Consider the following 13,196-nt stretch of genomic DNA (forward strand, 5'->3'; position numbering starts at 1 on the left):
AGATAAAACAATAAAAACAATAATATAGAATGAAAACACCTACAATAATTACTGAATATTTCAGGTCAGTTAAACGTTTTTACACAAAATCTGTTGTTTAGATGTGATTAATCCTCCAGTTTTCAAGGCAAGTTTGGGAATAATCCTTTTTGGTGATGTCCCAGCCCACGCGAACTGGTCGCGTTTGGAGGAAAATCTGGGAGGATCCTGAATGTCGTCGCAAGCTACGGCTGATAAGACCTATGCTCCGTCTGCGGAGTTTGTCTCGAATGCACATATCGATGCAGCAAAATACCAAGAGATGTATGCCGCATCCGTGAACGATCCTGATGCGTTCTGGGCCGAGCAAATGACGCGTCTGACCTGGACGAAGACGCCGACCAAGATCAAGAATACCACTTTCGCGCACCCCGATGTGTCGATCAAATGGTTCGAAGATGGCGAACTGAACGTCTCGGCCAACTGTATCGACCGTCACCTCGAGACCCGTGGTGACCAGGTCGCAATCATCTGGGAATCGGACGATCCCAACCTTGATAAAAAGATCACGTATAACGAGCTGCACGAGAACGTCTCGAAGCTGGCAAACGTGATGAAGGGCATGGGCGTCGGCAAAGGCGACCGCGTCATTCTGTATCTTCCGATGATCCCTGAAGCATCTTACGCCATGCTGGCCTGTGCCCGTATCGGCGCGATCCACTCGATCGTCTTCGCTGGCTTCTCGCCGGAGGCACTGGCTGCCCGTGTTGAAGGCTGTGGCGCCTCGCTGGTGATCACCGCTGACGAAGCCCCCCGTGGTGGCCGCAACACGCCGCTGAAAACCAACGTGGATGCCGCTCTGGCACACGGCGATCTGGGCAACACCCCGGTTCTGGTGGTCGAGCGTACCGGTGGCGACGTGCCGATGGTGGATGGTCGCGATCATTCCTATTCGGCGCTGATGGCAGACGCTTCGGCAGATTGCCCGCCCGAGGCCATGAACGCAGAAGATCCGCTGTTCATCCTGTACACGTCGGGATCGACCGGCCAGCCGAAGGGCGTTCAGCACTGTACCGGCGGGTACCTGCTTTGGGCTGCAATGACCCACGAGTACGTGTTCGACTATCATGAAGGCGACATCTACTGGTGTACCGCTGACGTGGGTTGGGTTACCGGCCACAGCTACATCGTCTATGGCCCGCTGGCCAACGGCGCGACGACGCTGATGTTCGAAGGTGTTCCGACCTATCCGGATGCAGGCCGTTTCTGGGCCGTGTGCGAAAAGCACAAGGTAAACCAGTTCTATACTGCGCCGACCGCGATCCGTGCCCTGATGGCACGTGGCGAAGAGTTCGTGACCAAATACGATCTGAGCGACCTGAAGGTGCTGGGCACCGTGGGCGAGCCGATCAACCCGGAAGCCTGGAACTGGTACAACGACGTTGTTGGCAAGGGGACCTGCCCGATCGTTGACACTTGGTGGCAGACGGAAACCGGTGGTCACCTGCTGACCCCACTGCCCGGCGCGACCGCAACCAAACCCGGTTCGGCCACTACACCGTTCTTCGGCGTACAGCCCGTGATCCTCGAGCCGACCACCGGCGAAGAGATCAACGAGACCGAAGCCGAAGGCGTACTGTGCATGAAAGACAGCTGGCCCGGCCAGATGCGTACCGTGTATGGCGACCATGATCGTTTCGTGTCGACTTACTTCGCCGACTACAAAGGCTACTACTTCACCGGTGACGGCTGCCGCCGTGACGCGGATGGCTATTACTGGATCACCGGTCGTGTGGACGACGTGATCAACGTATCGGGTCACCGCATGGGCACCGCCGAGGTGGAAAGCGCTCTGGTCGCTCACGCCAAGGTGTCCGAGGCTGCCGTTGTTGGCTTCCCGCACGACATCAAGGGTCAAGGCATCTATTGCTACGTCACCCTGATGGACGGCGAAGAGTATACCGACGATCTGAAAGTCGAGCTGCGCAACTGGGTCCGTCAGGAAATCGGCCCGATCGCCAGCCCTGATCACATCCAGTGGGCCCCGGGCCTGCCGAAGACCCGTTCGGGCAAGATCATGCGCCGTATCCTGCGTAAGATTGCCGAGGACGATTTCGGGTCGCTGGGTGACACCTCGACGCTGGCCGATCCGTCGGTCGTTGACGATCTGATCGACAACCGCATGCAAAAGGCAGGCGCATAATGGACGGCGCAACGACAACCGCCGCTCCCGTTCTGATCCTTCTCGGCCCTCCGGGCGCCGGGAAGGGCACTCAGGCCCGGATGCTGGAAGACAAGTTCGGACTTGTTCAGCTTTCCACCGGAGATCTTTTGCGCGCAGCCGTAGCAGCAGGGACCGAAGCCGGCCTTGCTGCAAAAGCCGTTATGGAAGCAGGTGAACTGGTCTCGGACGAGATCGTGATCAACATCCTGCGTGACCGTCTGCAAGACGCCGATTGCGCCAAGGGCGTAATTCTTGACGGTTTCCCCCGCACCACTGTTCAGGCCGAGGCGTTGGACGCCCTGCTTGCGGAAAGCGGACAGAAAATCAACGCAGCCATCAGTCTTGAAGTTGATGACGCTGCAATGGTGACCCGTATTTCGGGCCGTTACACCTGTGGCGGTTGCGGTGAAGGGTATCACGACGAGTTCAAGCAGCCCGCCAAGGATGGCGTCTGCGACAAATGCGGCGGCACGGACATGAAACGCCGGGCCGACGATAATGCCGAAACCGTGGGAAGCCGCCTTGTGGCCTACCACGCGCAGACGGCACCGCTCATTGCCTACTACGGGGGCAAGGGCAGCCTGCAGAAGGTCGATGCCATGAAGGCAATCGATACCATTGCAGGTGACCTTAATGAGATCGTTCAGGAAGCGGTCGCATAAGAAAGGGAAGGGCGGGGGCGCATAAGCGACCCCGTTGGAGGAACTTCAGAGGGAGGAGGCTTCATGGCCGACAACTCAACAAACGACGCATATTGGTCCGCCAACTTGCGCATTATCGTGATCAGCCTGGTGATCTGGGCGATCGTATCATTCGGATTCGGCATTCTGCTGCGCCCGATGCTTTCGGGCATCGCCGTAGGCGGAACCGATCTTGGTTTCTGGTTCGCACAGCAAGGTTCGATCATCATCTTCTTGATTTTGATCTTCAACTACGCGTTCCGCATGAACAAACTCGACCGTGAACACGGCGTAGACGAAGAATAAGGGGGCCAGAAACAGATGGATCAGTTTACGATCAACCTGCTGTTTGTGGGTGCGAGCTTCGCACTTTACATCGGCATCGCAATCTGGGCCCGTGCGGGCTCGACATCAGAATTCTACGCCGCTGGGCGTGGTGTTCACCCGGTCACCAACGGTATGGCGACGGCTGCTGACTGGATGTCGGCTGCATCGTTCATTTCGATGGCTGGCCTTATCGCCTTTACCGGCTACGACAACTCGTCGTTCCTGATGGGCTGGACCGGCGGCTACGTGCTGCTGGCACTGCTGCTTGCGCCTTACCTGCGTAAGTTCGGCAAGTTCACCGTGTCGGAATTCATTGGTGACCGCTTCTACTCGCAGACTGCACGTATCGTGGCTGTGATCTGTTTGATCGTGGCTTCGACCACCTACGTTATCGGTCAGATGACCGGCGTTGGTGTTGCGTTTGGCCGCTTTCTTGAAGTGGACAACCAGACCGGTCTGTTCATCGGTGCGGCTGTTGTGTTCGCCTACGCCGTTTTCGGCGGCATGAAGGGTGTTACCTACACTCAGGTTGCTCAGTACGTTGTGCTGATCATGGCCTACACCATTCCGGCGATCTTCATCTCGCTGCAGCTGACTGGCACTCCGATCCCGGCCCTGGGCCTGTTCGGCGAGCACGCTGCTTCGGGTGAGCCGCTTCTGGCGAAACTGGACGCAATCGTGACGGAGCTTGGCTTCAATGAGTATACTGCTCACCACGCCGACACCTTCAACATGGTTCTGTTCACCCTGTCGCTGATGATCGGTACCGCTGGTCTGCCGCACGTAATCATGCGCTTCTTCACCGTACCTAAAGTATCGGACGCCCGTTGGTCGGCCGGTTGGGCTCTGGTGTTCATCGCACTGCTGTACCTGACTGCTCCGGCTGTTGGTGCAATGGCGCGCCTGAACATCACCGAAATGATGTGGCCGAACGGTGGCGTCAATGGTGAAGCTGTGACTGTTCAGCAGATCGAGACCGAAGATCGTTACGACTGGATGAAGACGTGGCAGAAAACTGGTCTTCTGAACTGGGAAGACAAGAACGGCGACGGCAAGATCCAGTACTACAACGACAAGTCTGAAGCTATGCAAGCGATGGCCGCTGAAAAAGGCTGGACCGGTAACGAGCTGACCAAGTTCAACCGCGACATCCTGGTTCTGGCTAACCCCGAAATCGCCAACCTGCCGGGTTGGGTTATCGGTCTGGTTGCTGCTGGTGGTCTGGCTGCTGCTCTTTCGACGGCTGCTGGTCTGCTTCTGGCGATCTCGTCGGCTGTATCGCACGACCTTATCAAAGGTGCGATCAACCCGCAGATCTCGGAAAAAGGCGAACTTCTGTCGGCACGTGTGGCGATGGCAGTTGCAATCGTTGTCGCAACCTATCTGGGTCTGAACCCCCCGGGCTTCGCAGCACAAACCGTGGCACTTGCCTTCGGTCTGGCCGCCGCGTCGATCTTCCCGGCTCTGATGATGGGTATCTTCTCGACCAAGGTGAACAACACCGGTGCTGTTGCAGGCATGATCGCGGGTATCTCGGTTACCCTGATCTACATCTTCCTGCACAAAGGCTGGTTCTTTGTTCCGGGCACCAACAGCTTCACCGATGCTGATCCGCTTCTGGGCACCGTTAAGTCGACCTCGTTCGGCGCGATTGGTGCAGCGATCAACTTCACCGTTGCTTACGTTGTATCGGGCATGACCAAGCCGCTTCCGGCGGAGATCAAAGAGCTGGTTCAGTCGGTTCGCGTTCCGCGCGGCGCTGGCTCGGCTCAGGATCACTAAGTTGGTTCTGGCGGGTGGCCCTGTGCGGCGACCCGCCCCCTTTTAAATCTGTCCCGTCCGGTGTCTTATCGGGCGGGACTAACTTTTGAAGAAGGCAGCTAACATGCCCCTGAACCAAGATCAGATTTTCCGATTTCTGAAATCCGTTCACCCCTATGACGCCCTGACAGCTGACGTGGTCGAGAAACTGGTGCCGACGCTTCAGGCCAGCGCGGTGTCGGCTGGCGAAAACGTCTATGCATTTGGCGATGACCTGCCCGGTGTCTTCATCATTTACGAGGGTGAGGTCGAGGTCAGTGACGAGAACGGCTCGGTCGTGTCGCATCTTGGGCTGCGCAACTCGTTTGGTGAACGCGGACTGCTGCGGGAAGGCAAGGCCGTTACCTCGGCGCAGGCTGTCACGGACGCCACGCTTCTGATCCTACCGGTCACGCAATTCCATGCCCTTATCGCCGTCGAAGACAAAGTACGACGTTTCTTTGACCGTTCGCGTGCGGATCGGAACAACAAACAGGATCGTCAGGACCTTGCGACCACACAGGTGGACACGCTGATGGCCACCAATCCTGTAACCTGCCCCCCTGCGACCTCGGTGCAAGACGCCGCAATCCTAATGCGCGACCGCCGCGTGTCGTCGCTGTGTATCACCGAGGGCGACTCCCTGACCGGCATCCTGACCACCCGCGATATGTCGGGCAAGGTGCTGGCGGCTGCCCTGCCGGTCGACACACCCGTGTCGCAGATTATGACATCCAACCCCATCACTCTTGCCCCGTCTGCCATTGGTTCGGACGTGCTGCACATTATGATGGAGCGCCGCATCGGCCATGTACCGATCGTCGAAGGCGGCAAGTTGGTTGGTATCGTCAGCCAGACCGACCTGACCCGCTTCCAAGCCGTCAGCTCGGCAGAGTTGGTGCGCGAGATTGCGCAGGCCAACACGCCTGAAGAAATGCGCGAGGTGACAGAACGCATCCCGCAACTTCTGGTCCAACTTATCGCCGGAGGCCGCCCACATCAGGTGGTTACCCGCCTAATCACCGACATTGCAGATACATGCACCCGCCGCCTGCTGGCGTTGGGCGAGGCCAAGCTGGGCCCGGCCCCCGTGCCCTATCTATGGGCCGCTTGCGGATCACAGGGCCGTCAGGAACAGACTGGCGTCTCGGATCAAGATAACTGCATGATTTTGCACGACGATGTGACGGATGCCGATCGCGACGGATACTTTGCCGAGCTGGCGAAGTTCGTCTGTGACGGGCTGGATGTCTGCGGTTATTTCTATTGCCCCGGCGATATGATGGCGACAAACCCACGCTGGTGTCAGCCCTTGTCGGTTTGGAGAAACTATTTCGATGGTTGGATCGCCAAGCCAAGCCCCGAGGCGCAGATGCTGGCCTCGGTCATGTTTGACCTTCGGGCGATTGCCGGGGACGGAAGCCTGTTTGAGGGGCTTCAGAAAGACACGCTGGCGATGGCGGCGAAGAACTCGATCTTCGTGGCGCATATGGTGTCAAACTCGCTCAAGCACACGCCGCCGCTTGGTCTGCTGCGCGGCTTTGCCACAATCCGGTCGGGCGAACACAAGAACCAGCTGGATATGAAGCACAATGGCGTGGTGCCCATCGTCGATCTGGGCCGCGTGTATGCGCTTCAGGGTGAGCTGACCGAGGCCAACACCCGCGCGCGTCTAGAAGCGGCGATCCATGCTGGTGGCCTAAGCCAGTCGGGCGGGCAGGATCTGCTGGATGCCTATGACCTGATTGCCGACACGCGGCTGGAGCATCAGGTCGCCGAAGTCAAAGCCGGTGGTAAGCCGGACAATTATCTGTCGCCCTCGGACCTATCCGAGTTTGAACGCAGCCACCTGCGCGATGCCTTTGTTGTGGTGAAATCCATGCAGAGCGCGATCGGGCACGGGCGCGGGATGCTGGGCTAAGACAGGTCAAAACAGGCTGAAACCGGCCAAAACGGGTAGGGAGGAAACCGAATGTTCTTTGAGATGGTCGCCACACTGGTATCAGGTTTTGCAGGCGCAGGTGTGGTGCTGCTTCTGAACAAGATCAGCGGCGGGCGGTTGCCAAAATGGGCCATGCCCGTCGGCGCGGGTCTTGCCATGATTTCGACCACGATTGCCAATGAATACGCTTGGTATGACCGAACACACGCAACCCTGCCCGAGGGGATGGTTGTTGTTCATACGGTTGAAAAACAGACTTTCTATCGCCCGTGGACCTATGTGAAACCTTTTACCGAACGGTTCATCGCTCTGGACGAGCCGTCCGTGCGCACGCACGACGCGCGCCCGTCCATGCGGATGGTCGATGTGTATTTCCTTGGCCGTTGGTCTGCGCCGGAAAAGATGGTGATGCTGGCTGACTGCGCCGCTGGGAAGCGCGCCCCTTTGATCGATGGCGTTTCGTTTGATGCCAATGGAGTGGTTAGCGGCGTTGACTGGTTCTCGCCGGGTGAGGGGGATCCGCTGGTTACGGCAATCTGTAAACTTGAGGTATCGTGATGCAAATCCTGACGAAGCTGTCGTTGCGCTTTCGGATCTTCCTGTTCTTTGCCTTCATGGCCGTCGCTGCGGTTCTGTTGGTCATCGGGGCGCTACTGGTCGGGGCAGGCCGTGCCACGCCTGACAATGTCGCCTCGGGTTTTGTCTTTGCAGGTGTTTTGTCCAGCTTCGGATTGCTGGCGCTGGTGGCCGGTGTGTGGTTCCTTTTTGACGAGAATGTCGCTCGCCCCATCGAGCGTCTGGCCTCTGGCCTGCGATCCAAGGCCCACGCAGGTGCTGGCGAAGTAGACATGCATAGCGCACGTTTTCTGGGAGATTTGGCCCCCGCGGCTGAAGCCGTGTCTGAGCAGTTGATGAGATCGACAATGGATCAGGCCAGCATCGTTGCTGCTGAAACCCAGCGCCTGTCTGCTGACAAAGCCCGCCTGACGGCGCTGTTGTCTGAAATCCCGGTCGCCATGGTGCTGATCAATCCGGCCCACCAGATTGTGCTCTACGATAAACAGGCTGCTGCTGTGCTGTCTCAGGTTAGCCCGGCACGCTTGAACGCCTCGATTTTTGATTACTTCCAGAAAACGCCCTTCATGGCGGCCTATCACAAGATGATTTCGACCGGATTGGAGCAGAGCTTTACGGACCTGTCCGCTGCCAATGGGCTCGAGTTCGATGCCCGCCTGAAGCCGCTTGCGCCGGGCGAAGGCTATCTGCTGATGATCGACGAAGCCCACACCACCATCGCACCAGACGAAGGCCGCCCGGTTGTGTTCGACTTCGATCTGATGGAGGGGCAGGCCACTGACGACCTGATGGAGATGAGCCTGCGCGATCTGACCTATGTGGTGTTCGACACGGAAACCACAGGTCTTTTGCCGCACAAGGACGAGATCGTGCAGATCGGCGCCGTGCGCGTGGTGAAGGAAAAGATCGTTCCCGGCGAGGTGATCAACCAGCTTGTCGATCCCGAAATGCCGATCCCACCGGCATCGACGAAGGTGCATCATGTGTCTGACATGATGGTGGCGGGAAAGCCGACCATTCGCGAGGCCGGGAAGAGCTTTCACGACTTCGCGCGTGGGGCGGTTCTGGTGGCCCACAATGCGCCGTTCGACATGGCGTTCCTGCGCCGTCACGCTGACGATTGCGGGGTCGAATGGACACATCCCATTCTGGACACCGTCCTGCTGTCGGCTGTCCTTTACGGTACGACCGAAGTGCATACGCTGGACGCGCTCTGCGATCGTCTGGGCGTGGTGATCCCGCCCGAGCTTCGCCACACCGCTTTGGGCGACGCGCAAGCCACCGCCGAGGTTCTGTGCAAGATGCTTGCGATGCTGCATTCCAAAGGGATCGAGACGCTGGGCGGCGCGATTGCCGCGGCGAAAAAGCACAAACGCCTTCTGGAAGACCTGAACTAACGCAGATTTACTAATGCAGAGGGTTAGCGGCTTTCGTCCGCCCCCATGCGCCGTTCCAGCCAGCGCACGCCTGCCGAGATGATCAGGACCAGCACAAGGTATTCCAGGATCAGAAGTGTGTAGATCTCAAGCGGGCGGTATTCGGTCACCACCAGCTCGTTCGCGCGGCGGGTTAGTTCCTGCATCCCGATGACGGACGCAAAGGCCGACATTTTCACGATATAGATGAACTGGTTGGCCAGCGGCGGCAGGATGCGGCGGACGGCTTGCGGCAGGATGACATAGCGCATCGCCTTGGCGCGGCTTAGCCCGATGGTCTGGGCAGCTTCAGCTTGCCCACGCGGGACAGCTTGAATGCCTGCGCGGAAGATCTCGGCGGTGAAGGCGCTGTCGGACAGGGCCAAGGTGATGACCGCGCCCCAGAATGGGTCGATTGAAATGCTGATCCCCATCCCGCGCATCACAACGGGCAGGCCATAGAAGACCCAGAACAGCATCGGCAGAAGCGGGATTGCGCGGATGAGCTCGACATAGATGCGGTTGGGCAAGCGTAGCCAGCGGTTCTGCGCGAAGGCGGGTAGGGCCACAAGTAGCCCGATGATGATCGAGGCCACCGCTGCCAGAACCGAAATCTGAATGGTCGAGGTGAAGCCCCGGATCAGGAAGCGGATATTGGTCCAACCGTTGTCTGTTGTGGGGTCAATGACATACCAGCCCCATGTGCCGGGTGCGGCCGAGCAGGCGGTCAGCAGCAAAAGCGACGACAGCAGGGCGATTGTTCGAAAAGTCATATCGGCCCCCTCAGTGTTTCAGGATCTTATCAAGGAAAAGTGCGAAACGTTCAGATTTCGGGGCCTTGAACGCCTGTTCAGGTGCGCCAATTTCAACGATTTCGCCGGCGTCCATAAACGCGATCCGATCCGCTACGCGCCGGGCAAAGCCCATTTCGTGCGTGACACAGATCATCGTCATCCCGTCGGCGGCCAAGTCCTCCATGACCTCTAGCACTTCGGCGATCATCTCGGGATCAAGCGCCGAGGTCGGCTCGTCAAACAGCATCAGCTTGGGTTCCATGCACAAGGCGCGCGCGATGGCGACGCGTTGTTGCTGCCCACCTGACAGTTGTGCGGGGCGTTTGTCGGCCTGTTCGGGGATGCGCACGCGGTCAAGATAAGTGCGCGCGCGCTCTTCCGCCTGGGCGCGGGACAGGCCAAGGGCCTTCACTGGGCCAAGGGTCAGATTGTCCAGAACAGACAGGTGCGGAAACAGGTTAAAGCTTTGAAAAACCATGCCAATGTCACCGGGCCGCTGTACATTCTTTACCTCGCCCTGCAGGTGAATGTCGCCTTCTTGATGAGCCTCTAATCCGGCCAGTAACCGCACGACCGTTGACTTCCCTGACCCCGAGGGGCCGCAGATAACCAACTTCTCACCAACCTCAACCGTCAGCGAGATATCCCGCAGCACCTGAAAGTCGTCATACCACTTTGAGACGCCTGTCATCTGAACGGCGGTGTTGGGTTGTTTTTTGTTCTGCACTTGTTCCACGCGCCGTTTTTTGTTCAACTCATCGTGACCGGTGATCCATTCCGTATACGATCACGTAATCTATATGGATGAAAACGAATATTTATAACCGCCAAAAGGACAACGAGCGATGAACTTTTTGAGAACTCTCGGAGCGGGGCTGCTGGCTCTGGCGACACTAACTGGGGCCGCCACGGCGCAATCCGCGTTGAATGAGATCCTGTCAGGCGGTGTCCTGAAGGTAGGGACGACAGGCGACTGGAACCCCATGTCGGTGCGCGATCCGGCGACCGAAGGCTACAAGGGTTATGATATCGACGTCATGACCGAACTGGCGAAAGACCTTGAGGTCAAGTTGGAGTTTGTGCCGACCGATTGGAAAACACTGGTGAATGGCATCGTGGCCGGGAACTATCACATGACGGGGTCGGCCTCGATTTCGCCGTCGCGGATGAAGGTGGCGGGCTATTCAGACCCGTATATCTCGGTCCAGATTTTGCCGTTTACCACATCTGACAAACTGGCGGGTTTTGACGGCTGGGCGTCGATCAACAAGCCCGAGGTGAAAGTCGCGACCACGCTGGGCACATCCTTTGAAGGCATGGTGAAAGAGTGGTTTGCGGACGCGGATATCAAGGTGGTCGAGGCACCTGCGCGTGGCTATCAGGAAGTCCTGTCGGGCCGTGCAGATGTGTTCATTACCTCGAACATTGAAGGGGCGACGTTAACGCAGAAATTCCCGCAGGTGACAGCTATCCCAGTAGACGCGCCGCGCGCGCCGACCCCGATCGCAATGCTTCTTCCGCAGAATGATCAGGTCTGGATCAACTATGTGAACAGCTGGATCAAGCTGAAGCAGGAAAAGGGCTTCTTCGACGCCACCGCCGCAAAATGGGGCCTGCAGTAAACGGACTGCCCCCAGAATTGAGAAGGCCGGGTGTTCGCCCGGCCTTTTTCACGCAAGTGGTGCGGTTTGATAAAGCTTCACCTTGGTGCCCCCATGATCGATCGGAGGTCCGGGGGGTAGGAACGGCAGGCCCGTCGCCTTGGCCAACCCGCCATCCGAGGTGATGATCGCCACGCGCCAACCCTTGAACCGCTCCTGAAACACTTTGCCCATCGTGCCGTAAAGCGCGAAGAGAAGTTTCTTGTTGCCGATCCGCGCGCCGTAGGGTGGGTTTACGATGATCAGCCCCGGCTTCGCGTCGGGGCGGGTGATGTCGCTGATCGACGCCTCGGTAAACTGGCACATCGACGCGACGCCCGCGCTTTCGGCGTTTTTCTGGCTGTTCGCAATCGCGCCTGCATTTCGGTCGGACCCGAAAAATCGAACATTTTCGAGCATGGCTGGTACGTTCGCGCTTTTCAGGCTTTCGAAAGCCTTGGCATCAAAACTTGCAAGCTTTTCAAAGGCAAAGCTGCGGTCCCGACCGGGCAGAAGCCCTGCCGTCATCTCGGCCGCTTCGATCAGGAATGTGCCCGATCCGCACATTGGGTCCAGAACAGGTCCCTCGCCATCAAACCCCGCGGCGCGCAGGAACAAAGCTGCCAAGGTCTCGCGCATTGGCGCCTTGCCGGTTGCGGTTTTGTGACCGCGCTTGTGCAGGCTCTCGCCCGAGCTGTCCAAGCTGATGGTCACAAGGTTGTCGTCGATGCGCACCTTGATGACCAGTGCCGCGTCCTTGCTGATCGGCGCACCCAGAGTCTCGGAAATCGCGCGCTCAACACGTTCTGCGGCCCCTTTGTGATGATAGATTTTCGAGCGTTTGCAGACGGCCTCGACCCGCACGGGGGTGTCCGGGCGCAACACATCTCCCCAAGGGAACTTGCGGGCGCGTTTGTCCAGTTGCGCCATGTGGAAGGCCCGAAACTCGCCCAGACGGACCAGTACGCGGGTTGCACCACGCAGGGTCAAGTTGGCGCGCCAGACCTCGGACCAATTGCCACGGGTGGTGACGCCGCCGGGGCTGACTGTTGGCGTTGGAAAGCCAGCAGCGCGGGCCTCGTCTGCAAGGAACGGTTCCAGACCGGGCGGGGCGACAAGGAAAATCTCAAGATCATCGGTGCTCATGGGGCCTTCTAGCCCAAAGGTCGCGGAGCGGCGAGCGAAATGCGCAAGGCTTGCTCACCCAAGCTCGTCCGTTGGAATAAGCGGGAAGAACTGACCATCCGACCAAACGCCAAACCAGCTTGCGCCTTGGAAATCTTCGGCCACGCCCAGATCGATCAGGCGATAGAAGGTCTTGCGATCAATCAGCGCCTCAAGCCCTGCGCGAACCTCGACATAGGGGCAGGGGGTTTGAGACGTGCAACCCAGCCGCAGGGGGTGATCCGGACCCGCGGTCACAGTATCGCCGACATGGGTCGTAAAATTTAGCCGCTGATCTCGTCCCTCACCTTTCACCGTCATGTCGGTGGCCACAAAAGGTGCGTCTTCGACCGTGATGCCCCACTTTTCAACGGGTGTGACAAGGAAATACTTCCCGTCTTCACGCTTCAGGATGGACGAAAACAGCCGCACAAGCCCTTCGCGTCGGATCTCGCCACCTTCGTGAATCCAAGTGCCGTCGCGGGTGATGCGGATGTCGATCTCGCCGTTATATTCCGGTGTCCAAAGATGTACGGGGGGGAGAGATCTCCCGGCGTCCACCCCAACGGCTTTCGACACCGCGTCGGCGTCAAAGGCCCGTATACCCGCCGATTTTCCAGAGCTTGCCGAATTTGTCATTTGGTCCCCATCTAAA

General features: G+C 58.5%; 12 protein-coding genes. 8 read left to right on the forward strand and 4 right to left on the reverse strand.

Annotated elements, in window-relative coordinates; genetic code table 11:
• Positions 1-211: 211 nt before the first annotated feature.
• From acs to MWU53_RS12145, 7 genes are all read left to right on the forward strand, one after another.
• Positions 212-2,182 carry an acetate--CoA ligase gene (gene acs, locus MWU53_RS12115; RefSeq protein WP_247093691.1) on the forward strand — a complete coding sequence of 657 codons (1,971 nt, stop codon included), beginning with the start codon at positions 212-214 and terminating at the stop codon, positions 2,180-2,182.
• Positions 2,182-2,865 carry an adenylate kinase gene (locus MWU53_RS12120; RefSeq protein WP_247093693.1) on the forward strand — a complete coding sequence of 228 codons (684 nt, stop codon included), beginning with the start codon at positions 2,182-2,184 and terminating at the stop codon, positions 2,863-2,865. The genes acs and MWU53_RS12120 overlap by 1 nt, the downstream gene beginning before the upstream one ends.
• Positions 2,866-2,928: 63 nt before the next feature.
• Positions 2,929-3,189: a DUF4212 domain-containing protein gene (locus MWU53_RS12125; RefSeq protein ID WP_247093695.1), complete on the forward strand. Its 261-nt coding sequence runs from the start codon at positions 2,929-2,931 to the stop codon at positions 3,187-3,189.
• A gap of 15 nt (positions 3,190-3,204) precedes the next feature.
• On the forward strand, positions 3,205-4,992 hold the full coding sequence (locus MWU53_RS12130; protein WP_247093697.1) for a sodium:solute symporter family protein: 1,788 nt from the start codon (positions 3,205-3,207) through the stop codon (positions 4,990-4,992).
• A gap of 103 nt (positions 4,993-5,095) precedes the next feature.
• Complete coding sequence (locus MWU53_RS12135; protein WP_247093699.1) at positions 5,096-6,931, forward strand: DUF294 nucleotidyltransferase-like domain-containing protein; 1,836 nt, start codon at positions 5,096-5,098, stop codon at positions 6,929-6,931.
• A 51-nt stretch (positions 6,932-6,982) separates the two neighbouring features.
• Positions 6,983-7,510 (forward strand): hypothetical protein, encoded by a 528-nt coding sequence (locus tag MWU53_RS12140; RefSeq protein WP_247093701.1) that lies wholly within the window; start codon positions 6,983-6,985, stop codon positions 7,508-7,510.
• Positions 7,510-8,925 carry an exonuclease domain-containing protein gene (locus MWU53_RS12145; RefSeq protein ID WP_281501396.1) on the forward strand — a complete coding sequence of 472 codons (1,416 nt, stop codon included), beginning with the start codon at positions 7,510-7,512 and terminating at the stop codon, positions 8,923-8,925. Before MWU53_RS12140 ends, MWU53_RS12145 begins: the two co-directional genes overlap by 1 nt.
• 23 nt (positions 8,926-8,948) lie before the next feature.
• Here MWU53_RS12145 and MWU53_RS12150 read toward each other — a convergent pair whose 3' ends face one another.
• Together MWU53_RS12150 and MWU53_RS12155 are read right to left on the reverse strand one after the other, a co-directional pair.
• The gene (locus MWU53_RS12150; protein ID WP_247093703.1) at positions 8,949-9,716 is read right to left on the reverse strand and encodes an amino acid ABC transporter permease; all 768 of its coding nucleotides are present in this window, start codon (positions 9,714-9,716) and stop codon (positions 8,949-8,951) included.
• Positions 9,717-9,726: 10 nt separating this feature from the next.
• Positions 9,727-10,428, reverse strand: a complete 702-nt coding sequence (locus MWU53_RS12155; RefSeq protein ID WP_247093882.1) for an amino acid ABC transporter ATP-binding protein — start codon at positions 10,426-10,428, stop codon at positions 9,727-9,729.
• A gap of 154 nt (positions 10,429-10,582) precedes the next feature.
• On the opposite strand from MWU53_RS12155, the gene MWU53_RS12160 reads away from it, so the two are divergent.
• Positions 10,583-11,359, forward strand: coding sequence for a transporter substrate-binding domain-containing protein (locus MWU53_RS12160; protein WP_247093704.1), 777 nt, complete (start codon positions 10,583-10,585; stop codon positions 11,357-11,359).
• Between the two features lie 48 nt (positions 11,360-11,407).
• Here the strand turns inward: MWU53_RS12160 and MWU53_RS12165 are convergent, their stop codons facing one another.
• On the reverse strand, positions 11,408-12,523 hold the full coding sequence (locus MWU53_RS12165) for a class I SAM-dependent RNA methyltransferase (protein WP_247093706.1): 1,116 nt from the start codon (positions 12,521-12,523) through the stop codon (positions 11,408-11,410).
• 54 nt (positions 12,524-12,577) lie between these two features.
• Positions 12,578-13,180 (reverse strand): DUF1285 domain-containing protein, encoded by a 603-nt coding sequence (locus MWU53_RS12170; RefSeq protein ID WP_247093708.1) that lies wholly within the window; start codon positions 13,178-13,180, stop codon positions 12,578-12,580.
• Positions 13,181-13,196: the final 16 nt, after the last annotated feature.

The organism is Aliiroseovarius sp. S1123 (assembly GCF_023015885.1).
Taxonomy (GTDB): domain Bacteria; phylum Pseudomonadota; class Alphaproteobacteria; order Rhodobacterales; family Rhodobacteraceae; genus Aliiroseovarius.

What these genes read in the sequence shown, in the direction of transcription:
- acs (WP_247093691.1), top strand. Translation starts at nt 212, where the DNA reads ATGTCGTCGCAAGCTACGGCTGATAAGACCTATGCTCCGTCTGCGGAG.
- MWU53_RS12120 (WP_247093693.1), top strand. Translation starts at nt 2,182, where the DNA reads ATGGACGGCGCAACGACAACCGCCGCTCCCGTTCTGATCCTTCTCGGC.
- MWU53_RS12125 (WP_247093695.1), top strand. Translation starts at nt 2,929, where the DNA reads ATGGCCGACAACTCAACAAACGACGCATATTGGTCCGCCAACTTGCGC.
- MWU53_RS12130 (WP_247093697.1), top strand. Translation starts at nt 3,205, where the DNA reads ATGGATCAGTTTACGATCAACCTGCTGTTTGTGGGTGCGAGCTTCGCA.
- MWU53_RS12135 (WP_247093699.1), top strand. Translation starts at nt 5,096, where the DNA reads ATGCCCCTGAACCAAGATCAGATTTTCCGATTTCTGAAATCCGTTCAC.
- MWU53_RS12140 (WP_247093701.1), top strand. Translation starts at nt 6,983, where the DNA reads ATGTTCTTTGAGATGGTCGCCACACTGGTATCAGGTTTTGCAGGCGCA.
- MWU53_RS12145 (WP_281501396.1), top strand. Translation starts at nt 7,510, where the DNA reads ATGCAAATCCTGACGAAGCTGTCGTTGCGCTTTCGGATCTTCCTGTTC.
- MWU53_RS12150 (WP_247093703.1), bottom strand. Translation starts at nt 9,716, where the DNA reads ATGACTTTTCGAACAATCGCCCTGCTGTCGTCGCTTTTGCTGCTGACC.
- MWU53_RS12155 (WP_247093882.1), bottom strand. Translation starts at nt 10,428, where the DNA reads ATGACAGGCGTCTCAAAGTGGTATGACGACTTTCAGGTGCTGCGGGAT.
- MWU53_RS12160 (WP_247093704.1), top strand. Translation starts at nt 10,583, where the DNA reads ATGAACTTTTTGAGAACTCTCGGAGCGGGGCTGCTGGCTCTGGCGACA.
- MWU53_RS12165 (WP_247093706.1), bottom strand. Translation starts at nt 12,523, where the DNA reads ATGAGCACCGATGATCTTGAGATTTTCCTTGTCGCCCCGCCCGGTCTG.
- MWU53_RS12170 (WP_247093708.1), bottom strand. Translation starts at nt 13,180, where the DNA reads ATGACAAATTCGGCAAGCTCTGGAAAATCGGCGGGTATACGGGCCTTT.